Source organism: Parabacteroides distasonis ATCC 8503 (assembly GCF_000012845.1).
Taxonomy (GTDB): domain Bacteria; phylum Bacteroidota; class Bacteroidia; order Bacteroidales; family Tannerellaceae; genus Parabacteroides; species Parabacteroides distasonis.
On the sequence record NC_009615.1, the window covers coordinates 3,153,817 to 3,178,968 of the forward strand.

At 45.6% G+C, this 25,152-nt stretch carries 17 protein-coding genes; 4 read left to right on the forward strand and 13 right to left on the reverse strand.

Annotation, left to right across the window (positions count from 1 at the left end):
• Nucleotides 1-28 precede the first annotated feature (28 nt).
• The 8 genes from ruvA to BDI_RS13330 form a co-directional block, all read right to left on the reverse strand.
• The gene (gene ruvA, locus BDI_RS13295; protein WP_005866654.1) at nt 29-619 is read right to left on the reverse strand and encodes a Holliday junction branch migration protein RuvA; all 591 of its coding nucleotides are present in this window, start codon (nt 617-619) and stop codon (nt 29-31) included.
• Nucleotides 620-683: 64 nt separating this feature from the next.
• Nucleotides 684-1,571: an SMP-30/gluconolactonase/LRE family protein gene (locus BDI_RS13300; RefSeq protein WP_005861047.1), complete on the reverse strand. Its 888-nt coding sequence runs from the start codon at nt 1,569-1,571 to the stop codon at nt 684-686.
• Between the two features lie 11 nt (nt 1,572-1,582).
• Nucleotides 1,583-3,037: a TrkH family potassium uptake protein gene (locus BDI_RS13305; protein WP_008780644.1), complete on the reverse strand. Its 1,455-nt coding sequence runs from the start codon at nt 3,035-3,037 to the stop codon at nt 1,583-1,585.
• Between the two features lie 9 nt (nt 3,038-3,046).
• Nucleotides 3,047-4,384 carry a Trk system potassium transporter TrkA gene (trkA, locus tag BDI_RS13310; protein ID WP_005861043.1) on the reverse strand — a complete coding sequence of 446 codons (1,338 nt, stop codon included), beginning with the start codon at nt 4,382-4,384 and terminating at the stop codon, nt 3,047-3,049.
• Between the two features lie 20 nt (nt 4,385-4,404).
• Nucleotides 4,405-6,303 carry a 1-deoxy-D-xylulose-5-phosphate synthase gene (dxs, locus tag BDI_RS13315; protein WP_008780643.1) on the reverse strand — a complete coding sequence of 633 codons (1,899 nt, stop codon included), beginning with the start codon at nt 6,301-6,303 and terminating at the stop codon, nt 4,405-4,407.
• A gap of 618 nt (nt 6,304-6,921) precedes the next feature.
• A complete protein-coding gene (locus tag BDI_RS13320; protein ID WP_008780642.1) occupies nt 6,922-7,287 on the reverse strand; it encodes a DUF3244 domain-containing protein in 366 nt (121 codons plus the stop codon).
• Nucleotides 7,288-7,375: 88 nt separating this feature from the next.
• Entirely contained in the window at nt 7,376-9,106 is a 1,731-nt protein-coding gene (locus tag BDI_RS13325) for a tetratricopeptide repeat protein (RefSeq protein WP_008780641.1), read from the reverse strand.
• A gap of 226 nt (nt 9,107-9,332) precedes the next feature.
• Entirely contained in the window at nt 9,333-10,118 is a 786-nt protein-coding gene (locus BDI_RS13330) for an inositol monophosphatase family protein (protein ID WP_008780640.1), read from the reverse strand.
• 177 nt (nt 10,119-10,295) lie between these two features.
• Between BDI_RS13330 and BDI_RS13335 the strand changes: the two genes are divergently transcribed.
• From BDI_RS13335 to BDI_RS13350, 4 genes are all read left to right on the forward strand, one after another.
• The gene (locus tag BDI_RS13335; RefSeq protein ID WP_011966937.1) at nt 10,296-10,970 is read left to right on the forward strand and encodes a TonB-dependent receptor; all 675 of its coding nucleotides are present in this window, start codon (nt 10,296-10,298) and stop codon (nt 10,968-10,970) included.
• Nucleotides 10,971-10,999: 29 nt separating this feature from the next.
• Nucleotides 11,000-15,616 carry a translocation/assembly module TamB domain-containing protein gene (locus BDI_RS13340; protein WP_008780638.1) on the forward strand — a complete coding sequence of 1,539 codons (4,617 nt, stop codon included), beginning with the start codon at nt 11,000-11,002 and terminating at the stop codon, nt 15,614-15,616.
• Between the two features lie 2 nt (nt 15,617-15,618).
• Nucleotides 15,619-18,069, forward strand: coding sequence for a BamA/TamA family outer membrane protein (locus tag BDI_RS13345; protein WP_005861036.1), 2,451 nt, complete (start codon nt 15,619-15,621; stop codon nt 18,067-18,069).
• 129 nt (nt 18,070-18,198) lie between these two features.
• The gene (locus BDI_RS13350; protein ID WP_011966938.1) at nt 18,199-19,470 is read left to right on the forward strand and encodes a hypothetical protein; all 1,272 of its coding nucleotides are present in this window, start codon (nt 18,199-18,201) and stop codon (nt 19,468-19,470) included.
• 105 nt (nt 19,471-19,575) lie between these two features.
• Here the strand turns inward: BDI_RS13350 and rocF are convergent, their stop codons facing one another.
• From rocF to BDI_RS13375, 5 genes are all read right to left on the reverse strand, one after another.
• A complete protein-coding gene (gene rocF / locus BDI_RS13355) occupies nt 19,576-20,472 on the reverse strand; it encodes an arginase (protein ID WP_005861034.1) in 897 nt (298 codons plus the stop codon).
• 3 nt (nt 20,473-20,475) lie between these two features.
• Nucleotides 20,476-21,684: an ornithine--oxo-acid transaminase gene (rocD, locus tag BDI_RS13360; RefSeq protein WP_005861033.1), complete on the reverse strand. Its 1,209-nt coding sequence runs from the start codon at nt 21,682-21,684 to the stop codon at nt 20,476-20,478.
• Nucleotides 21,685-21,904: 220 nt separating this feature from the next.
• Nucleotides 21,905-23,068 carry a 1-acyl-sn-glycerol-3-phosphate acyltransferase gene (locus BDI_RS13365; protein WP_005861032.1) on the reverse strand — a complete coding sequence of 388 codons (1,164 nt, stop codon included), beginning with the start codon at nt 23,066-23,068 and terminating at the stop codon, nt 21,905-21,907.
• A 6-nt stretch (nt 23,069-23,074) separates the two neighbouring features.
• Nucleotides 23,075-24,067: a D-alanine--D-alanine ligase gene (locus BDI_RS13370; RefSeq protein ID WP_005861031.1), complete on the reverse strand. Its 993-nt coding sequence runs from the start codon at nt 24,065-24,067 to the stop codon at nt 23,075-23,077.
• A gap of 2 nt (nt 24,068-24,069) precedes the next feature.
• Nucleotides 24,070-25,149: an RluA family pseudouridine synthase gene (locus BDI_RS13375; RefSeq protein ID WP_005861030.1), complete on the reverse strand. Its 1,080-nt coding sequence runs from the start codon at nt 25,147-25,149 to the stop codon at nt 24,070-24,072.
• Nucleotides 25,150-25,152 lie beyond the last annotated feature (3 nt).

Here is a 25,152-nt window from a genome sequence, read left to right on the forward strand (position 1 = left end):
TTAATCGTTAATCCTCAATTGTCAATTATCAAAGCATTCTAAGCGCAGTTTTAATTACTTGTTCCACAGCTAAAGTGGGCGAGCCTTTCAAAATAGCGGATACCGCTTTTTGCGAAGCCGCTTTCTGGAAACCTAACATAACCAATGCGGCTACGGCCTCCTCGGTTACCGCTCCATTAGAGACTGATGCCTCCGGCAAGTTTCCGGCCATACTCTCCATAGGTTTCACCTTATTTTTCAAATCTACCAAGATACGCTGGGCCGTCTTCAAACCAATCCCTTTCACGGCAGTCAATGCGGCCTCATTCTTCGAACCGATCACTTGAACCAATTCGGATGGCGGTAGAGAAGAAAGGATCATGCGTGCGGTATTCGGTCCCACTCCAGAAACGGAAGTAAGCAAAAGGAACAACTCCCTTTCGATTTTCTCGGCAAAGCCAAATAGTAAATGAGCATCTTCCCGGATTACCTCATATATATATATTTTTCCGGTAGTCTTGTTCCCAAACGCACTATATGTATTCAAGGATATATTCAGCTCGTAGCCTATACCACCACACTCCAAAATCATACGTGTAGGTGTAAGTTCCACGATTTCACCCTTTATATATTCTATCATCTATATATCTTTTTAATATTCCGTACCTATTATAACGCAAAATTAATCAAAAACGTATATCGGGTTACCATTCTTTTCCCGGATAAGGAACCTTAAAGGTTTCAAAACAACCCCGATCCTGCAATGTCACATAACATTGACGATGATCAGGTCCTCCAAATGTTAAGTTAGACGGCTGCTTTCCTGTCAATTGAATCTCTTCAACTAAATCTCCTTGCGGATTTAACAAAGCTATAGTACCCTTATCATAACGGCAAATATAAAGATTTCCTTTCTCGTCACACTTCATACCATCCATACCGTACCCCTCAAAAGTATGAAATAGACGTTTATTCCTTAAAGTACCATCCGGGCATATATCATATACCCAGACTTTTAATTGAGCAGATTCATTAATGTACAAGCGTTTACCATCCTCACTCACAGCGATGCCATTAGTCGTTCCCATATTCGTCTCCAATAAGGAGACTTTCGCATCCGGGGTAATCAACCAAAGTTGGCCTTTTTGATTCGGCCAATCCGGGTCACTCGCATAGATATTTCCATTGGAGGCAAATACAATATCGTTTGGTTGATTCATCTTTGGCTCATGAGCGAATACACTGATCTTCTTAGATTTCATATCCACTTTTAAGATATTATGCCCTGTATAATCCGCCACGTACATATTTCCGTCTTTCCCGAAGCGGATACTATTCCCGGTAGATCCTTCCGGCAAAACGAGAAAACAGCCATGGCTACCATCTGGGCGTACAATACCGATCGTCCCTTCTTTCTTATAATTTACGGCATATAAATTTCCTTCGCTATCTACAGCCGGACCTTCTATTCCGGAAGTAAATGTGTGCTCTGGCATCCAACCTGTTGCTTTCAATACATTCTGGGCATTTAAAGAAATCCCACAATACAGAATACCACACAGCAGACTAGCAATGACCTGTATACTTTTCATTTTCAATAATTTTACTGTTTCCAAAAACCGGGGACTAATATCGTTAATACCGTAAATATCTCCAGACGCCCTGTTAACATCAAAAAAGACAGAAACCATTTCGACACCGTGGGAACATCCGCAAAATTACTTACCGGACCAAGCGTTCCCAAGCCGGGCCCTACGTTACTTATAGCAGAAACAGCGGCACCAATCGCCTCCGAAAATCCCATCCCATCCAAAGATAAAGCCAAACAGCTCACCACGATTAACGTAATATAAGCGAACACAAAAGCTAACACACGATGTACGATATCACCAGATACGACATGCCCGTTCATTCGTACTGGAATCACCGCATGGGGATGTGTCTGTTTCTTAAATTCATTGGAGAGATTCTTCGTTAAAATAACGAAGCGTCCCATCTTCAAGCCACCGCAAGTAGATCCGGCGCATCCACAAATAAACATCAAGATCAATGCGATAAACCAGAAAAACGGTCCCCAAGGAATATAGTCATCCGTAGCGAATCCACAGGTAGAAACCAAGGTCACCACTTGGAAAGCCGCCTTACGGAACGCATTCTCTACATCCGAGGCGAATCCAAGGTACAAGATCCACACCATGACAACGATAATAGCGCCTAAAACAAAAAAGAAAAACCAGCGAAACTCCTCATCTTTAATCAATTTCTTCACATTTCCATTAAAACAGAAATAAACCAATGTCATATTGGTAGCTCCGATAAACATGAAAATAGTTATTACATACTCTATATAAGAGGAATTCCAATAAGCGATACTTGCGTTTTTGGTTGAATATCCACCAGTAGATATAGCCGTGAACGCATGATTTACCGCATCATACAAATTCATCGGACCAGCCCATAAAAGGCCGACTAAAAAAAGTGTCAGAAAAACATACACCCCCCACAGGCGTTTAGCGACTTGCGTAATACGAGGACGAAAACGTTCATGGGTTATACCGGGCGTTTCGGCATCAAACATCTGCGAGGCACCACCCCCGAAAATAGGCATCAAAGCCACGGTGAATACGACCATACCGATACCTCCCTGCCACTGTGTAAGACTCCGCCAGAATAAGATACCTTTAGGCAACGCTTCTATATTCGTTAAAATAGTAGAGCCTGTAGTCGTAAATCCGGACATGGTCTCGAAAAAGGCATCGGTCACATTATCTATATATCCTCCTATATAGAATGGTAACATTCCAAATAAAGAGAATAAAATCCATGTCAATGTCACGATCAACATTCCTTCCCGCCGGCCGGCCGAGTGTTCATTCGCCTTAAAGCCCATAGAGTAGAACAAAAAACCGGTCCCGAATAAGATTCCGCTTGAAATAAGAAGCGGATATACATCACTCCCCCGATAAAGGAAGGCTACGACGGTAGCAGCCAGCATAAAAAAAGTCTCAAGGATGAACATCACCCCTAGCATCTTCACTATAAAACGTACGTTCAACATAACTATCAACTAGTTAAAGTAGTCCTCCAGCTTACGCATAGCCGTATCCAAGCAGAATACGACAACATGATCGTATGCCTGTATCTGAGTATCACCCTTGATCATCATAGGTTCACCGTCACGAATCAACCCACCGAGAGTCATATCTTTCGGCAGACGGAGATCCTTGACTTGTTTCTTGGTAATCTTTGAATCCGGGCGAGCCACCAACTCCGCCACATCCGCATTCGCAAAGGTCAAACATTTCACGTTAGAGACATCCGCATCCAAAAGAAATTGATAGATATGGCTGGCCGCTATCAGCTTTTTGTTGATAACCGAACCGATGTCCATACTTTCCGCCAATTGGATATAATCGATATTCTCAATCTTAGCGATTGTCTTAAACACACCTAAACGCTTAGCGGCCAGACATGCCAATATATTCGTGCTGGAATTTTCCGTCAAAGCTATAAAAGTCTGCGCATCCTTGATGCCTTCTTGCATCAACAAATCAGTATCACGGCCGTCTCCGTTTATAATCAAGACATTACTAGGCACTACCTCAGCGATTCGATGACTTTTCTCTTTATTAGCCTCAATTACTTTTACCCGGATGTTATTAGGTAAATATTGGCAAGCACGGATAGCGATACGGCTTCCTCCCATAATAATAACCTTCTTTACTTCCGGATCTTTCTTCCCGGCCAGTAAGCGCACATCCTCTATATGAGATCGGGTCGTCGTAAAGAACACGATGTCACCAGACTCTATCCGGTCCGTACCACGGGGGATTATCGTCTCGTTCTTTCGCTTAATAGCGACGATATGATATAGCTTCTGCTCATTTAGCAATTCGGCCAATACCCGGTTCACCAAACGGGAATTATCCCGAACTTTAACACCTATCAGAATTAAAGCTCCACCAAACAGCTCCCAATATTGGCGTGTCCACGGACGGCGTACAGCTGTCACGATCTCCTTAGCCGCCAACATCTCAGGGTAAATCATCGAGTTGATTCCCAGTTTCTCGAACAGCTCTTTATTTTTAGGCAATAAATATTCGTAATTATTGATTCGGGCCAACGTACGATGCGCTCCTAGATTATGAGCCAACATACAAGCCGTTACATTGGTAGTCTCCTCGGGAGTAACACTTACGAACAAGTCCGCTTTCTTGATCCCCGCCTCCTCCAAATCTCTAAGCGAGGTCGGATTCCCGACCATAGGGAGAATCTCCATGCTAGATTTTGAGAAATTCAGCCGTTCCTCATTCGGATCCATCAAAATGATGTCCTGATTCTCTTGAGATAACATTTTCGCTAAATGTGTACCTACTTCTCCCGCACCGGCTATGACAATTTTCATATTTTATTAATTGACAATAATCAATTCTCCTTTTTCAACTGTTTCGCGATACTCTCGGCATCCATACCACATAATTGATACAGTTCCGGTATAGAACCATGCTCGATAAACGCATCCGGCACTCCGATACGCTTTACATGAGGCGTATAGCCATTGTCTGCCATAAACTCAAGGACAGCGCTACCAAAACCTCCTTTTATCACTCCATTCTCTACCGTAATAATACGGTTATATTTCTGCCCGATCTCATGCAACAGCTCCTCATCCAACGGTTTCAAGTAGATCATATCGTAATGGGCTATCGATACCCTCTCTTCTTTCACCATCTCGATGGCTTTGATCACCTCGTTTCCGATCGGTCCGATAGAAAGTACGGCGATATCATCCCCGTCACGCAACTTTTTTCCTTTTCCAATAGGCAATACTTGCATCTCGTTACGCCAATCTTTCATCTCCCCCTTACCTCTAGGGTAACGGATTACGAACGGGCCATCAAAAGCGGCATAGCCTGTATACATCAAATTCCGTAAATCCAACTCATTCAATGGGGAAGCGATTACCAAATTCGGTATCGGACGAAGATATGCTAAATCAAACACGCCATGATGTGTAGCTCCATCCTCTCCCACTAATCCCGCACGATCCAGACAGATCACCATATGTAGTTTTTGCAAAGCTACATCATGGATAACCATATCATACGCACGCTGCATAAACGAGGAATACACGTTGCAGAAAGGTATCATTCCCTCCTTAGCTAATCCAGCAGAGAAAGTTACGGAATGTCCTTCCGCAATTCCCACGTCAAACGCACGATCCGGGAAGGCTTTCATCATATAAGTCATCGAGCAACCGGAAGGCATAGCCGGAGTTACGCCTACAATACGTTCATCATTCTCCGCAAGCTCTACCAATGTATGACCGAATACGTCTTGATATAATTGAGGCTCATCTAATTTACGAACGATAATACGCTGGCCGGTTTCCTTATTGAACTTTCCGGGAGCATGCCATTCCGTAGCGGACTCTTCCGCAGGTTTAAAGCCTTTTCCTTTTTTCGTTTTGATGTGCAACAGCTTAGGGCCTTGCATATCTTTTATATCATTCAATACCTTCACCAGATAATTTACATCATGCCCATCCACCGGACCAAAGTAACGGATGCTGAAGCCTTCAAATAAATTATGTTGCTGGGTAAGCAATGCTTTAAGGCTATTGTTAAAACGTAAGATGTTTTCCCTGCGATCGTTATTGATGAGCTTGATCTTCTTTAAGCCTCGATACACATCGTATCTCATTTTATTATAGGCTTGACTCGTCGTTATATCCACTAAATACTGGCTAAGACCACCTACGCTATGATCTATCGCCATATCGTTATCATTCAGGATAATCAACAAATTATTAGGGTTGGCAGACGCATTATTCAACCCCTCGAAGGCGAGTCCTCCGGTCATAGCGCCATCCCCGATCACGGCGATCACATGGCGATCCAGTTCCTTCTTCAAGGCCGAGGCTACCGACATACCCATCGCCGCAGAGATTGAATTTGAGGCGTGTCCGGCGATAAAAGCGTCATACTCACTTTCCGCAGGATTAGGGAAGCCACTAATTCCTTTAAACTTACGGAGCGTATGGAAAATATCTTTCCTTCCTGTAAGTATTTTATGTCCGTAAGCTTGATGCCCGACATCCCAGACAATACGGTCATAGGGGGTATTGAATACATAATGAAGGGCGACTGTCAGCTCTACCGTACCAAGGCTTGCACCTAGGTGGCCGGGATTCTCAGACAAAACATCGATAATATATTGACGCAAATCGGCACATACCTGCTCCAACTTATCCTGTGACAAATGTCTCAAGTCTTCCGGAAAATGAATGCTATCCAATAGGTGTTCAACTTTGCTTTCAGCCATGTCTGCTAATTTTTCTGGCAAAAATACAGAATAAACGGCATATATAATAGTATTGTCCTGTCATTTCTTAGACAAGGGGGAAATCCATATTGATTTTAACAGCTAAATCCTATAAAATTTCATAGTTATGTTTTTTTCAAAACATAGTTATGAGTTGTGAATTTCATAACTATGAATTTTTCAAGTTATAATATAGTCATGAAATAACACCATTTGGAAATAAAAATAGCCCAACCACACCAAATTTGATCTCTTAAAAAGCACAATAAGTCTAATATTTCCAAACTATTACCTATACACCTAATAATCAACATACAATAAAATCGTATCTATCCAAACTCCGATTAGTATCCATAGTATTTTGAATTTCTATTAATACTAATCGCTATTTCTATGGATAGTAAAGCAGGCTACAATGAAGCCTATTTTCAAGAAATATACAATAAACAGAATGGCTCCCGGCTGATTAATGATACGTTTAGTGGTAAAACATGTACATAGATACGTTTTCAAGTAAAGACTCGTATATGGTACAGTTGTCCAAATAAAAAAGAGCTGTGCTTCCTATTTTACCGAGAAGCTTAACAGCTCTTTCTTCTTACAAAACCTCTTAATTTTTTATTCCAAGGTAAAGCTACCGGTCAAGTGTCCCAATCGATGTAACAACACAACCTGATACTGGCCATTTGCTTCTCCCGCTAAAGAGAAAGAATAAGTTCCACCTGCCTCTGAAGAAACAACATCTTCATAGACTTTCACTCCTTTATCATTCATGACACATACGGTCAAGTTTGATAAATCATCTTCAAAGCTCAAGGAAAGGATGTCTCCTTCGATTGATGCAACTGGAGGACGGTTTGTGTTAACGGAACGATAATAATCCTCCTCATTCCATTGTCCTTCTGTAGGGATAGTATCCGCAAAAGAAAACTGAACTAAAAACAACATAACTGCTAAAACAGCAAATTTAAATGCATTTCTCATAACAAATGTGTATTAATTGTGAAACAAACATAGCATGATTAGTTAAAAAGCAAGGCATTACTAATTGCACAAATTATGCACAATCCTATTAAAAGTCACGTATAAACTTATCAAACTTCTCAGAAGAACCTTTCTCTGAGTGAATTTTATCATATAATCGTTTCCTTATCATTGAAACATTAGTTGGAGTTGTCACAATCAACATAGCAATAGTAACAGGAGGAACATTTGCTTTAATTAAACAGCTAACCCGCAATTCTGTCATCGTTAATCTAGGAGCGACACCCATTAAACGATGAGTAAAATTGTCATATGTATTATCTATAGCCTTAAACAACTCATCCCAATCCTCTTCTTTAGGCCTCCATTCTTCTTTAAGGTGGAATCTATAATAAATATCCGACATACAAAATTCCTCAATCAGAAGCTGCTTTTCCGTTTTAACGCATTTTAAAGTCTGATTTTCAGCTTCTAATTTTAATTTTTGCAAAGCCATAAGTTCTTTATCTTTTTCAGTATAGGCCATGGAAGACTCTTCCAGTTGCTTTTCCAAGCACTGGATCATCTTTTCATTATGCTCAAGACGTATTTGATCTTCGTCTCTCTTCTTCTTTAGAGCAAATAGTCTTTCTCGTTGCTCACACAGTTTCATCTTTTTTCTTTTCAGAGAAAAATATACACATATTGCCCCCATTACAACACAAATCAGACAAATTCCACCAAACAAACACATATATAAATATCTTATCTTCATTTTATCAAGCAAAATCTTCGCTTTCAAAAATTTTGATTCAGCTTGATGATAATCATATAAACTCTCCATTTTACGAATTGACTCAGTCTGCTTAATCAAATTAATAGAATCTCTCAATTCTTCATATTGTATCTGATTGATAGCATAATACTTCCAATGCTTTTTTTCTAATTCTAATTGCGCCAAATAGTAAAAAGCACCCGCACGTGTTTTAAGAATAGGGCTATTTGTACAAAGTCGTAAATAAAAATAGGCAGAATCTATCTGATTTGTTTTATGGAAAAGTTTTCCTAAAGTAAGATATGTAGGATCCAACAAAATTCTTTTTGAGGGAGAACTCAAAACTTTCTGTATATATTTATAACTTTTTAAATATTCTCCTTTATCTATATACAAACTGGCTAATTCTCCATACACCAAAGGCTTATTACGATTATTACAAACAAGAAGAGCTTGTTCATAATATGCTATTGCACTATCATTCTTTTCTAAAGCAGTAAAAGTTCTCCCTATATCTCTCAAAACATACGATATACCAACAGAATCTTGCATTAAAGCAAAGCGATCTAAAGCCTTCCTTTGGTAAGGAAGAGCCTTTTCATACACATTTTGATATGTATATAACATTCCTATGCTATTATATATTCGTCCTAGTAGCGCATGATCTTCTACCTTACTCTCATCCTGTAACGCTTTCAAATAATAATCCTGCGCATGAAGAGCATCACCTAGGTCTTGGTTTATTCTCCCTCTATAATACCAAGCTTTTGCTTTTCTTTCCCAATCTTCCGTTTTATCAAAAAATTCAACTGCTATTGTAATTAACGAATCTGAAGTAGGTTTGATATAAGTCTTATTTTGAGCTTCTGTCAAAAGTAGGTAGTACATAGCACGATCCTTTTCTGAAAGATCATTTACATCTTGTATTGTTGATAGCAATGTTAAAACGCTATCGGGATGTTGGGACATTATCTTTTCCGCATGTTCATATAGACCTGAGTGATGGCTACATGACATTAGTCCAGTAATAAAGAACAGAAAAAAGACGTATAGATTGTTTTTCATACTCTGTAACATTTTTATTTTCCACAAATGTAAGTAAAATCTCTAATCCTAAAAGTCTTGATTTTTACTGAATTAGACACATACAAGGATTTACGGGTATTTGTATTCCTCCATCTGTTTTGAAAATCAAAACGGATCAAACACCCCGCAAATAAGAAGTAAGTTTAAACTCTTTTACCTTTTAAATACACACAGAAGCACTAGAATACGCAGGATTACTCTAGTATTAGGGCAACAAAGACAACACAAGAGAGTGAACCTTGCCATTGCTGGCAACTACCTGTTCACCCGAAGCCCAGTTCTCTCCTCCATTGAAATCTGATATTTTTCCTCCGGCCTGCAATAAAATCAAGGCACCAGCAGCTACGTCCCAAGGGCCTAAAAAGGCCTCTATACGGGCATCAAAACGTCCTGCTGCCACATAACACAGTTCAGCGGCGGCAGATCCCATCAAACGGGTACCTCCCGCAAAACCATACAACCTATCAACCAAATGAGCGGCTACCGGACGATAAGCATCAGAGTTATAAGGGAAACCCAACGCAATGAAAGCGTTATCCAGTACTGAGACATCCGATACATGTATCTCATTCCCATCCAAGTAAGCCTTACCACCTTTCACTGCATAAAAACACTCGTCCCTACACACCTCATAGACTACTCCTAACAATAACTCCTTCCGATTTCTTAAAGCGATACTCACGCAATAAGGCGCGATATCATGAATATAGTTTGAAGTACCGTCCAATGGATCAATTACCCAACAATATTCCTCATCGGTCAAACTTCCAGAGCCTTCCTCCGCGATAAAACCAGCCTCGGGTAGCAAAGTAGACAAAGCCTCTATGATCTGTCGTTCCGATTCTTTATCCACATAAGATACATAGTTATGAGCACTTTTTTCCTCTACTAAGTTCCGGTCAAACTTTCGGCGTTCTTCTTTTAAGAATGTCGCAGAAGCACGAGCTATTTCTCGAACCTCCTTACACAAATAGGCTAAATCTAATTCCATACCGTTCATTTTATTTTGGCAAATGTAATGATTTCCATTTATAGTAATCTCATTTTAGCGACAAATGAGACCACATAGAAACGTAAAAATAATACCTATTACGAATTTGCCCTAAAACTCTGCCTTTAAGAAATATTATATTATCTTTGTGTTATGTTCAGCTAAAAAGATTGAGCTATGAAAACAATACATTATCTTTCAATCATCATCTTATCATTCAGCAGTCAAATACTTTTGGCACAGAATGATACTTTAGTCGGTGTATTGCGTGACATCAGCGATAAAATAATCAAACGCTATCCGGTCACGCTAGGCAGTCAGAATCCGATCACCGTGAAAACGAACAAACATGGCGTATTCACCATCCCGGGGGCTAACCTGAATGATACCTTGTTCGTCACTATTAAGAAAACAAGAAATGTAGTCAAAGTCCCAGTCAACGGATACAATTATATAACCATTACTTTAGAGAATAGCACATTCAACGCAAAGCGTAGTTTTGAACCGGATGAGGCCCTGAAAGAAATTATGGAAAGGGAACGAAACAAAATAGTAAGCTCAAGCGTTATGAATAAAGAAGAGATACAGAAAACCGGATGCCGGGATCTCTATTGCCTACTACGAAGGATGAGTGGCATAACATTCGCCGATGGTTCCGTACGCATCCGTGCGAGTGTTTCCCTAAACAGTCCTAGTGACCCGCTAGTAGTGGTAGACGGTATACCGATGAACCTATCTGTTCTAAACACGATTCCCGTCGAAGATGTCTCGGAATTAAAAGTATTGAAAGACGCCGGTGAATACGGGGTAAGAGGCGCAAACGGAGCGATCGTCATAAAAACAGGCAAATAAACAAATAAGAAAAAGAGAAACGTATCAACATGAGAGTATGGATTAAACGGATAGGAGTGATATGCCTAATACCGATCGCATTGGTATTGTTACTCTCTATATTACTATATATACCTCCTTTCCAAAACTTCGCGGTACGGAAAGCGACCGAATACGCAGGAAAAGTGACTGGTATGCAAATCGGGATCGAGCAGATTAGGCTATCTTTCCCGTTAGACCTTACGGTTAAGGGTGTCGAGGTCGTAAATCCTCCCGCCGATACCTTGTTGAGTTTACAGAGCTTGACGGTACGGGTTCGTGCCCTTCCTCTTTTGCGGAAGCAAGTATTGGTAGAGGCGATCGACCTCCGGAACGTAAAGGTTAACACCGGGACTATGATTGAAGGTATGGAAATCAAAGGATTCTTGGGAAAGCTTTACCTGCACGCCGATCGTATAGACCTGTCCGAGGAGAAAGCTACATTTAATACCATAGATTTATTCGATACCGCCATTACCCTTCTATTAAATGATTCAACCTCGAAAGAAGACACGACTTCCACACCTCTGAACTGGGTACTCAAGCTGGATAAAATCAGTTTGGACCGGGTAGCCTTCGCCCTACAAATGCCCTCGGATTCCTTACGCCTTACGGCTTTCGTTAATAAAGCCGGGCTAAATAACGGCCTCGTAGATATTGGAGCGGAACAATATAAGGCGAGAAACTTTGACATAACGAATTCTACATTCGCTTATGACGGGAATTACGCGACACCCGAGCAAGGACTCGATTTCTCCCATATTAGTTTAACGAACCTGAACACTTCTATCGATTCCATCTTATATCAAGGAAAAGAAATAAACGCCCACATCAAGGAATTCTTCGTGGAAGAACGTTCCGGCCTCAAGGTTTCGGCATTGGCAGGAAATGTCCGGAGTGACCATGAACAGATAGACGTACCGGACCTACTTCTCCAGACACCAAATTCCGAAGTGAGATTGACAGCGACTATCCCTTGGAGCTCCCTCGAGGACCACCCACAAGGTAGCATGAAAGCCCTGTTAAACGCCTCGTTGGGGAAAGAAGATTTATTGATAGCGGCAGGTTCCCTACCGGAGGATTTCAAGAAAGCCTATCCGGACAAGCCTCTCGCTATTACGGCTGGCGTAGAAGGCAACCTCTCCAGTATACGTATCACACAAGGCGATATCATGCTGCCGGGAGCGTTTCAGATGAACGTCACGGGTAGCATGGAGTCCGTGACGGATAGCATCCGGCGAACCGGTGAGATTCAGTTAAAGGCTCGATCCGGTAATCTGGACTTTTTGCTGGCGATGCTTCCCGCCTCCCAACGGGATCAATTTGCCATTCCGGCAGGAATTCAGTTGAAGGGGGAAGCTACAGTCGCAAATCAAGAATACCGCACCGAGCTTGTTCTTACCCAAGATAAAGGCAAAGTAGGTCTGACCGCCCGCTATAATCCGGTGCAACTGGCTTATGAGGCTAATTTACGGATAGACAGTCTGGAACCTACCCATTTCATGCCCAAAGACTCTCTATTTTGGCTGACCGCCTCTGTTAAAGCAGAAGGCCGGGGCACAGACCCTTTCTCTGAACGTACATGGGCCAAACTGGACGGTAAGATATCGGATATACGCTACGGCGCCTCATCGGTATCAGACGTATCCATCGATGGCTCTCTGGAAAAGAACTTACTGAAAGTGGATCTGCTTAGCAAATACCCGTTGGCGAAAATGGATGTCTCCTTAAACGCGACCCTCCACAAGCACGAGGTGAAGGCGATGTTGATAGCGGATGTGGAGAACATGGATTTACAGGGTATGCACTTAATGGCAAATCCCTTCGCCACCTCTTTCCAGCTCTTCGCAGAGGTAGAAAGTAATCTGGATGAAGATAACACGATCGACGTTACGTTAGGAAACTGGGAGGTCGTCACCCCAAAACAAAGTTTCAAGCCGAAAACGCTGACCTTGCATGCCCGGACGGATATCGATACCACCCGTGTGTCTTTCCACGCCGGGGATTTAGGGATCATCCTCACGGGTAATGATTGCATACACCACATCACGGATAAGTTGACTAAGGTATCGAACGATATCACCCTCCAATTGGAACGGGACTCGACTGTCAATCTGGAGATCCTTCGCCCGCTCCTCCCCGATATGTACCTTGAGGTACGGGCAGGACAGGACAATCCGATCTACAACTATCTCCAAACCTATTACGTAGATTTCAAGAGCATCGCCATGAACGCCTATACCTCACCGGAAACGGGTATACGCATGGATGCCTCCATTTACGATCTGGCACGGGATACGATGCAGATCGATACCATCCGGGCAGAGATGCACCAAGATTCGCTCGGATTACTCTATAGCGCCCAAGTGATCAAGAATAAATACAGGCAGCAACAACCTTTCAGCGCCGGGCTGGACGGGCAAATACGTTATGGCTTCGGCGACGCCCGCCTTTATTTCAAGGACGGGAAAGGCGAGACCGGCTTGTTGCTCGGAATCCGGGCCGATAAGATACAGAACGGGGTCAAGTTCCATCTCTTCCCCGATGACCCGATCATAGCGTTCCGCCCTTTCAAGCTGAACCCGGATAATTACGTCGTGGTACGCAGCATGAAGGATATCGAGGCGAACCTGCGACTCAGCGGAGATAATAACGCCGCCTTGTGGATACACTCCCAAGCGGAAAGTGACGAGATGGAGGAAGTCCACGCCGAGTTGAACCAGATCGACCTTGGGATTATCTCCAACGCATTCAGCTATATCCCGCCGATGAAAGGTATATTGAACGCCGATTTCCAGTACGCTCCTTCCGACTCGGCCTTCATGGTCGTGGCGGATATGAACATTGATGATCTGTATTATGAGAACGAGCGGGTCGGCGAACTCATGTTCAACGCAGTCTATCTACCTTTAGAGCAGGGGAACCATCAAGTGGATATGCACCTTTTCCGGGACCGGAAAGAGGTGAGTGCCATTACCGCCTTATACCAGATGGGCGAGACCGACCATATCAGCGGTACTGTCGAGTTCATGCACTTCCCCTTGGATATCGCCAACCCGTTCATTCCGGATGATATGGCGAAAATGGGCGGAGACCTCGATGGTACGCTCGCTATCAGCGGACAAAGCGATAAACCCATGGCCGAGGGATATCTGATTCTCGATACCGCCTCCGTTTATGTAGGCGCCGCAGGTTCTACCTTCCGTTTCGACGATAAAAAGATAGAAATAAAGAACAACCGGATCTTGTTCAACCAATATGGTATTTACGCATACAACAAGAATCCGTTTATCATCAACGGAGAAGTGGATTTCAACAATTTATCCCGCATGACCGCCAATCTTAAACTAACGGCGAATAACTTGCAACTGCTGAACGTTAAGAAAAACGAAGAAAGCCTTGTCTACGGAAAGCTGTTCGTCAACCTGAATTCTACCGTACGCGGGCCGTTGGATGCCTTGACCATGCGAGGCGACTTGCAATTATTGGGCGGGACGAATATCACCTACGTGCTGAAAGACTCCCCGCTGACCGTGCAAGACCGTATGTCGGACATGGTAACCTTCACCTCTTTCACGGATACCTTACGCCGGCGCATGCCTCGTAAACCCCCGTTGCCGATGGGAGGCATGGACATGCTGATGACGATCCACATCGATCCCGCCGTACAAGCGAACGTGGATTTAAGTCCCGACCAGTCCAACCATATCAATCTGGAGGGTGGCGGCGATCTTTCCTTCCAGTATACCCCGCAAGGCGATATGTTCTTGAACGGACGCTACACGCTATCCGGGGGAACCATCAAGTACTCCATCCCGGTAATCCCATTGAAGGAGTTCAACGTACAGGAGGGTAGCTACGTGCAATGGACGGGTAACCCCATGGACCCGACCTTGAACCTTACGGCCACCGAGCGAGTCCGTACGTCCGTCACCCTAACCGGGCAATCATCGCCCCGCTTGGTGAATTTCGACGTAGGCATCGAACTGACCCAACAACTGGAGAACCTAGGGTTGCAATTTACCCTCACCGCCCCGGAAGACATGGCGATGCAGGAGGAACTGACCTCGAAAGGCCCGGAGGAACGGGCGAAGCTGGCTGTCAGCATGCTCGTGACCGGTATGTACCTCGGCGGAGGCGGTGGTGGCGGCAAGGTGAACGTAAATATGGGAGACGCCTTGACCAGCTTCTTGCAAAGCGAGATCAACAACATCGCCGGAAGTGCCTTGAAATCCGTGGATATCAGCTTCGGCATGGAGACGTACGACGATAATGGCGACGCCGGAGGTGGTACCCGTACCGACTACTCCTTCCGCTTCGCCAAGCGATTCTATAATGACCGTATCCGTGTGGTTCTAGGCGGCCGTATCTCTACCGGCGAGAACATTAACAATGGACAGGCGCAGCCGTTCATCGATAACGTATCCGTAGAATATCGGTTAGACAGCAGTGGCTCCCGTTACGTCAAACTTTTCCACGACAAGAACTACGAGAGCCTGCTGGAAGGCGAGATCACGGAGACCGGAGCCGGTATCGTGCTCCGCAAGAAAATGATGCATCTCAGGGAGCTATTCAACTTCAAGAAAACGAAAGTGAAACCAGTGAAAGAGGAAACAGAAAAGGAATGAATATGAAAAATGTTTTAATATATTTTAGGAAGGATGCCCTCCTAGAGCAGGGAAACATGCCTTCCCAGAGCAGGGAAACATGCCTTCCCAAAGCAGGGAAGGATACTTCCCCAGGGCGAGGGGGGGTGTCTACCCAAAGAGCGATCCTATCGTCGCTGGCGCTACTCGGGCTGCTGGCCTTCTTACTCACCTCTTGCTCCACCACGAAGAACCTTCCCGAGGGAGCGGTCCTATATACCGGTATCAAGAAAATAGAGGTGAAGAACGAGGATAAGACCAAACCCGGCGAAGCCGCCTTGGAAGAGGTCGAGGCCGCCCTAGCCTATCCCCCCAACAACGCCTTGCTGGGAAGCTCCTCGATCCGGGTGCCCTTCCCCTTCGGCCTGTGGGTCTACAACGCTTTCGTGAACAAGAAAGGGAAGGTCGGCAAGTGGATCTTCAACAAGCTGGCGTCGAAACCGGTGCTGATCACCACCGTGAACCCGGAAGTCCGTGTCAAGGTAGCCCGGAACCTATTGAACGAATACGGTTATTTCAATGGAGAGACCTCTTTCGAGGTCGTACCCGATCCCAAGAATCCCCGGAAGGCGAAGCTGGAATATAGCGTCACCATGAACGATCCGTATACGCTAGACAGCATCCAATACGTCCATATCCGTCACCGTGCCGACTCATTGATCGATGCCACGATCGGCGATCGTATCCTCCACAAAGGAGAGAATTTCAATGTCGTCCAGTTGCAAGCCGAGCGGGAACGCATCTCGTCCTTGCTCCGTAACAACGGCTATTACTATTTCCGTCCCGATTTCATCACCTATCAAGCGGATACCTTGTTGAACCCCGGGAAAGTGGCCTTACGGGTGGCCCCGAAGGAAAGCCTGCCCCCCTCGGCCCTCCGCCCTTGGAAGCTCGGGGATATATCCGTCTGGCTAAACGGTTACCAGAATGAGACTCCCACGGACTCGATCCGCTATAAGGACCTTACGATCCATTATGAGGGCAAGCTAAGGGTTCGCCCCTCGGTCATTTACAACCGTTTATATTTCAAGCCGGGGGAACTTTACAACCAGCGGGCGCAGGAACGGACGCAAACCGCCCTGTCCCGCTTGGGTATCTTCCGTTATGCCGAGTTGCAATATTCCCCCCGTGATACCATGCGCCGTCAAGATACGCTGGATCTGCGGATCAATACGGTCTACGATCTTCCATTGGACGGCGAGCTCGAGTTGAACGTTACCGCCAAGAGCAACGACCAAGTGGGTCCGGGCGCCATTTTCAGCGTGACCAAACGGAATGTCTTCGGAGGGGGCGAGACCTTCGGCGTGAAACTCCGCGGCTCTTACGAATGGCAGACCGGCAACAAGCTGGATGGTAGCAACTCCAAGATCAACAGTTATGAGTTAGGCTTGACTACCACGCTGACTTTCCCACGGGTATTGTTCCCTACATTCAGCAAACGGGACATGAATTTCCCGGCCAGCACCACCTTCCGCCTCTATGCGGACCAGATGAACCGGGCCCGTTTCTTCAAGTTGCTGGCATTCGGTGGTGACGCCTCGTATGAGTTCCAGCCTACTGCCACGTCTCATCATTCCATCACCCCTTTCAAGCTGACGTTCAACTTGCTCCAGCATACCACGCACGAGTTCGACAGCATTACCAACGTGAATAAGGCTCTAAAAAAGAGTTTGCAAAATCAATTCATCCCGGCCATGAACTATACCTATACCTATGATGATTCCCCGATTACCAGTCGCCGGAACCATCTTTGGTGGCAGGCATCCGTTACCCAAGCGGGCCTTGTCTTGGATGGGATTTATGCGTTAGCCGGGAAGAAATTCAATAAAGAGGATAAGGAATTACTCGGCAACCCCTTCGCCCAATTCATCAAGGGAACCGCCGAGATACGTTATAATTACGCCCTCGGGCATAAGCAATATCTCGTAGGCCGATTAATGGCCGGCGCTATTTATAGCTACGGCAACGCCCGTACCTCCCCTTATAACGAGCAATTCTACATCGGCGGAGCGAATAGCATCCGTGCTTTTACGATCCGCAGCATCGGTCCCGGACGCTACTATCAAAACAGCGATAACAATAAATACGCTTACATCGACCGTACGGGTGATCTTAAATTCGAGGCCAACCTCGAATACCGCTTCCCGATCCTTGGCGACCTGCATGGGGCCACTTTCCTCGACAGCGGTAACATCTGGCTGATCCGGAACGATCCGGATCGTCCCGGCGGACAACTGAAATGGGGTAGCTTCCTCAAGGATCTAGCCTTGGGAACCGGCTTCGGCCTGCGTTACGACCTCACCTTTATCGTCATCCGTTTCGACGTGGGTATCGGTCTGCATCTCCCTTACGATACCGGAAAGAAAGGCTATTACAATATCCCGAAATTCAAGGACGGCATGGGTTACCACTTCGCTATCGGATACCCCTTCTAGCTGTTCCATTCCTAGGATTCTGTGGTCTTATCCAAGGTATTTCATTTTCAATAGGTCAACCCTAATTGGAAATGAGATACTTTTGCGCTCTCATTTTAATAACAAACAGATTAATTAACGAACAGAATCATGAAGAAGATTTTTTACTTAATGTTGGTAGCCCTTACTGTGGGTATGTTCACCGCTTGCGACGACGATGATGAGAATACCCCTCAAATCAACAACCCGGAACCCAAGGAACAATGGGGCAAGACGCTTCGAGGCGACAATCAAACCCTACTGGCCTTTCCTGATATCTATGCCGATTATTGGGAATACACCTATTCTTACAAAGATAATCCAAACATCGGCCTTCGTTTGACTGGAAAGTTCCCGAAGTCACGCTTCTTCAACTTCACGGTTTATAACGACGAGACCCAAATAGACGTATCCAGCATTGAAGACGTAAATATCCAACCCGACGACAGCTCCATCAACCCTTATGTAAAGGAAACAGATGACTACGGAGCAAATGGCTATACGATTTACATCATTCCCGCTAACACCCCCGCCAGCGCACGTGCCTCGATGAAGAACGTATGTGAGTTCCCGGAGGATGTCAATATGGTCTCCATTTTCATGCGTCTTTACTTGGCGAAACAATATAGCGGCGATGAGTATGGCGGCGTGGACATGCCTGCTATCCAAGCTTTCGACGTGACTACAGGTGAGGAAGTAGATTTCCCGAAGCGTGAGGTCTGCAACATCCACGAATCGTTGAACTTGCCGCCGATGGATTTCTCCGCCGACCTGCCGCAACTCCCGTTCATGCGTGCCCCGCTGAGCCTAATGTACCCGAACAGCCCGGCAGAATACCTATTCGCCCGCATCAAACTGAACGAAGGGGAGGTAGCAACTTTCCGTTTCATCCCTCCTACGGCTCCTAAAAGCGTAAGCGAATACGCCACCGCCGATGTACGATACTGGTCCATATGCCTCGGGTCAGCCGAGACCTACTCGTATGCCTCTATTTACGACAAAGAAATGCCTAAAGTGGACAAGGAAGGTTTCGTAACCTTTATCATAGCGGACGCCAACTCCGCCAAACTGCCCGATCTCCAAGCGAAGGCGGAAGCCAACGACGGTACATATATACTGACTTGGAACCGTAAGGAGCAAGGAGATGGAATCCTTGCCTTATACCGCAACATGGTGATCAACGAGAATTATCCACATTCCATGCGCAAGCTGATGGAGTCCGTTCCTCTAGCGGCCGCCGGCGGCGATATGAGCGGTTTCAACCCGATGAAGATGATCGCCATGCTCGCTATGGGCAACTGGGGACCGCAAGGCTATAAATTCAGCGAGGACGATTTCTTGAGCGATAGCTTCAATTACGCCAATATCCGAAGAATGAAATAAACCAATAGACATATCGTATTTTCAAGTCCCCTCGTATCCGGTCTTAACCGGAACAAGGGGACTTCCTTTTCACACTCTTATCATAAACCATGGAATTTAGATTCCTTATAGACGGGCGGTAATATAATCGATGATCTGCAGACAAAGGTTTGTGGTCTGCTCGTTCACGTCCAGCTCCGGATTCAGCTCTACCAAATCCATCGACTTAACCAGATTCGTAGACAACATATGATCCACGAAGTTATTAAACTCATCCGGCATCAGTCCCTCACACACACGGGTTCCCGTGCCCGGAGCGAAACGGGGGTCTATGCTATCCACGTCTATGCTGAAATGCACGTTGCGGATCTTCCGTTCCTTCAATTTCCGCTTGATATCCTCAGCTACGAAGCCGATGCCTTTCAGATGGATCGTCTCCATCGTATAGACACTCAGCTTCTCCCGCTCGATCAAATCCCACTCGCCCTCATCCAGACTGCGGGTCCCGACCAAGAATACGTTCTGCGGATTCACCTTATTCCCGGGAGCGTAGATATTCACCAGTTCCTCGCTTCCCATCCCCATCAACGCACTCAAAGGCATCCCGTGGATATTACCACTGGGAGAAGTCTCGCTGGTATTGATATCCCCATGAGCGTCCAGCCAGATAATACCGAAATCATCATAACATTTACCCACGCCCGAGGCGCTACCTAAACCCAGCGAATGATCCCCGCCAATCACCAAGGGGAACGCTCCTCCACGCAATGTATCATAAACCAACTCCGCCAGATTCGTATTTACCTCCACGATCGCATCCAGATATTTCATGCTGTTACCCCGTACGAACTTATCCGCCTCGCTAACAGGGGGTACATACAAATTACCCAAGTCAAAGGCTTTATGCCCGTTCTTCCGGATCACCCCCATCAATCCCCGTTCCCGAAGGTGGTTCGGGGCACGCTCTACGCCAGCCCGGTCACATCCCAGATTCAAGGGAACACCTATTACATTTATCTTCATACACTAGAATTTAGCAAACGTATCTCGTATAATGCCAATCGCTTCCATCATTTGCTCCTCCGTAATCACCAAAGGAGGCGTGAAGCGGATGATATGATCGTGGGTAGGCTTGGCTATCAAACCGTTTTCCTTCAACGCCAAACAGATGTCCCATGCCGTCTTCCCATCTTTAGGTTCCGTCACGACAGCGTTCAGCAAGCCCTTACCCCGTACTTTCTTTATCATAGGATTATTAATCCGCTCCATCTCACCACGGAACAGCTCACCCATCTTAAACGCATTCTCCGACAAATGCTCGTCACGTACCACCTCCAAGGCTGCGATAGCGACTTTCGCCGCCAACGGATTTCCACCATACGTAGAACCGTGCTCTCCCGGAGCGATCGTAAGCATGATCTCATCGTCCGCCAATACCGCCGAGACCGGACTGACCCCACCGGACAACGCCTTTCCCAAGATCAAGATGTCCGGACGAATCCCCTCGTAATCGCAAGCCAATAACTTACCGGTACGGCCGATACCCGTCTGTATCTCGTCCGCGATAAACAACACATTCTTTTGATGACAAAGATCATAGCAAGCCCGCAGATAACCATCGTCGGGCACCACTACCCCAGCCTCACCTTGGATCGGTTCCACCAAGAAGCCTACTGCATCAGGATCTTTCAGGGCCTCGGCCAACGCATCCACATTATTATAGGGTATCTTTATAAACCCGGGTGTATAAGGACCGAAATCGGCGTATGAGCTAGGGTCCGTACTCATGGAAATAATCGTAATCGTACGTCCATGGAAATTCTCGCTACAAACCACGATCTTCGCACGTTCCGGGGCAACCCCTTTCCGACGATATCCCCACCGACGGCAAAGCTTCAAGGCCGTCTCTACCGCCTCGGCTCCCGTATTCATCGGCAGAAGTTTGTCATAGCCGAAGAATTTGCAAGTAAATTCCATGTATTCACCAAGTATATCAGCATGAAAGGCACGAGACACGAGCGTAAGCCTCTCCGCTTGCTCCATCAGGGCCTTTACGATCTTAGGATGGCAATGTCCTTGGCTTAACGCCGAATATCCGGACAAGAAATCAAAATAACGTTTTCCTTCCACGTCCCACACGAACACGCCTTCGCCTCTTCTGAGAACGACCGGCAGGGGATGATAGTTGTGGGCACCATACTTCTCCTCACGGGTGATGTAATCTTCCGGTTTCATACTGCTACTGATTTAAATGATTAGCATACTGTAAGCGTTTCTTACCGTATATGCCAAAGATACGAAATAGGGGATTACAATATGTCACCGAAAGCGTATGTTAAGAAACATACATTCATGCAGGTATTTATGAACGTAGATACGTCGGTTAACCAAAAAGGTGTTGTAAAAGGCTTCTTCCGCTCTTTTACAACACCTCTCTATCAAAATCAATTGGAACTTATAAAGTTGTCAAATAGTTCTTCAACGGATTGGAGTACATCTCCAATAGTTTCTTACGTAAGAACGCCTCATCCTTATTCGGAAGGACGATCTTGTCCAACTGTCCTTGTATATACTCCTCGAACTGCTTCTTATCCTTCGGTCCGTAATGCTCGTGGAAACGGCGAGTACCGTTCAGCCAATCATAAGCTACGTAATTACAAGGATAGAAACGATAGTTCTTATAGATCTCCCGGTCGATAACGGACGCGATAGCGCTTACCAGCTCATTCTTCTCCATATCCTTGTCTAGTTTAGCCAAGGAATCATTGATCGGGGAAGTGATCGTGAAGTGGACACGACCCTTATTATTCAGGATACCCGTTTCCATGCTCAACAAATCATCCCGCTGACATTTCACGTAATCCGGATCATCCCGCTTCATCTGGAATTCTTTCGCCTTCAAGAAATCGCAAGGATCAAACTCGTAGGAGATAGCGACCGGTACGATATTCAAGTCCATCAAATTCAACAACAGATTATCCTTATCACCGCCGATACTCAACATTTTTAATACGCTGCCCTGCGTACGATCGTCCGAATCCTTAGCACGTCCCTCACGCTGGGCGATCCATACAGACTCGTTCACATTCTTGATCGCATGATGGATATAGGCGGAAAGCGTCTTGCTGACCTCCAACATCTGACGAACAGAAACGCCACGCTTCACGATAAAGCTGTTATTCAAGCGCACCAACGTCTCGATCCACGGACGGATTAAAAGATTGTCGCCGATAGCGACCTGCGTCATACCATACCCCACATCATATAACATGACGTTCAAGAAGGAGGCATCCAATACGATATCCCTATGGTTCGAGATAAACGTACAGGCCGCCTTATCTTTCGGCAGACGGCTACGCCCTGAGATAGTAAGCGAGAAAGTAGTATTTTTCGCCACCGTCATTACAGCGTCATAGGCCAGAGTAGATTTAAACTCCTCCTTCGTCTTGCAAGCACGCATGGCAACTGAGAATTCCTCCCAATTCAAATTCGGCTTTATGTAACGTAAAGCCCGCTCGAAATCCTCATTGGCGACCAATTTTTCAATCGCGTCCTTCACCTCACTGTTGTTCAGCGGACGGATGTCGTCGAAATTAGGGGAAACTGTTTCTGTATCCATATCTATTCATTTTGTTTTTCTGTTTTTGAGTTCGTCTTCAATAATGTCTGTCATGACATCCTTTATATCCAATCCCGCCGCACGTACTTGCTGTGGGATAAAGCTGGTAGCCGTCATTCCCGGTGTCGTGTTTATTTCCAGTAAGACAGGCTCCCCGTCTGCCGGAATAATATAATCCACACGAATCAGTCCTTTGGCGCCCAATATATCGTAGATCCTTGATGTCTCGCACTGTATCAACTCCGTCAACTCGGTGGAGATACGGGCCGGAGTGATCTCGTCCACCTGTCCGTTATACTTCGCGTCGAAATCGAAGAATTCGTTATTCGTAACCACCTCGGTCAAAGGGAAGACAACCTCTTTACCCTCCACCTTATAGCAACCGCATGTCACTTCCGTTCCATCGATAAAGCGCTCGAGAATCACCTCACGTCCTTCCCCAAACGCCTTAGCGATAGCGGGCTGGATAGCGGAGACCTCTTTCACCTTCGTCACGCCAAAACTACTACCCCCATCGTTTGGTTTCACGAAAATAGGCAAACCCAAACGAGTCACGACTTCTTCGTCCGTAATAGTCTCTCCCTTGAATAAATGAATGGACGCGGCAATTTTTACACCAAAGTCTTTCAAGTAATGATTACATACGTATTTATTGAATGTCAAAGCGCTCACCAGCATCCCGCAAGACGAGTAAGGCATACCGATCATATCGAAATATCCTTGCAAACGTCCGTCCTCGCCCGGAGTACCATGTATCGTTATATAAGCGAAGTCAAAATGCCTCGTCACGCCATTCTCCTTGAAGCTAAAATCATTCTTATCAATTGGTGTATGTTCCCCGCTAGGAAGTATAACCGCCCACTCATCCCTCTTAACGATGGCAATATATAAATTATATTTGTCTTTATCAATAAAAGAGTAGATTCCGTCCGCACTTTTTAATGAAATAACGATCTCGGAGGAATCTCCCCCTGCTACGATAGCGATGTTCTTTTTCATTTTTACAATTCTTTAGTGTTCGCGTATACACGCCATCTGTCGATCAGCTGCTGCATATCGGAAGGAATCTCAGAATCGAAAAACATCTCCTCTCCCGTAGTAGGATGAACGAACCCCAACGTCTTAGCATGCAAGGCCTGACGTGGACAAATAGCGAAACAGTTTTGCACGAACTGTTTATATTTAGTAAAAGTTGTTCCTTTCAAGATATCATGTCCGCCATACCGCTCATCGTTGAAAAGCGTATGACCGATATATTTCATATGTACACGGATCTGGTGCGTGCGCCCCGTCTCCAGACGGCACTCCACCAAGCTCACGTAGCCCAAGCGTTCCAACACGGTGTAATGGGTGACGGCGGTCTTGCCTTGATCGCCTTCCGGGAAGACGGTCATTTGCATACGGTCACGAGGGTCACGACCGATATTTCCCTCGATACGCCCCTCATCCTCTTGAACGATGCCCCATACCAAGGCACGGTATTTACGTTTGGTTGTCTTGTTGAAGAACTGCAGGCTCAGGTTACTCTTGGCCTCCGGGCGTTTAGCCACCACCAATAAGCCCGACGTATCCTTATCGATACGGTGTACCAAGCCTAAACGAGGATCGGAAGGATCATAATAGGGATCATCCTTCAAATAATAAGCCAAGGCATTCACCAATGTACCAGTATAATTACCGTGACCGGGATGTACGACCAAGCCTGCCGGCTTATTCACCACCAGCAAATCATCGTCCTCATATACTATATTCAAAGGGATATCTTCGGGGATAATCTCCAGTTCCCGGCGTGGGCGATCCATCACGATAGAAACCACATCCAAAGGTTTCACCCGGTAATTACTTTTCACCGGCTTATCGTTCACCAAGATGCAACCCGCCTCAGCCGCCAATTGGATGCGGTTACGGGTAGCGCCCATCATACGGTCTACCAAGAACTTATCCACCCGGAGCAGGGATTGCCCCTTGTCCGCTACGAAGCGGAAATGCTCATACATCTGGCTCGACGATGTTTCGTCTTCTTCCGGCATCAACAGGTCGTCTACCTGTTCATCATCCATATCGTCCAAAAACTCGTCCATTCC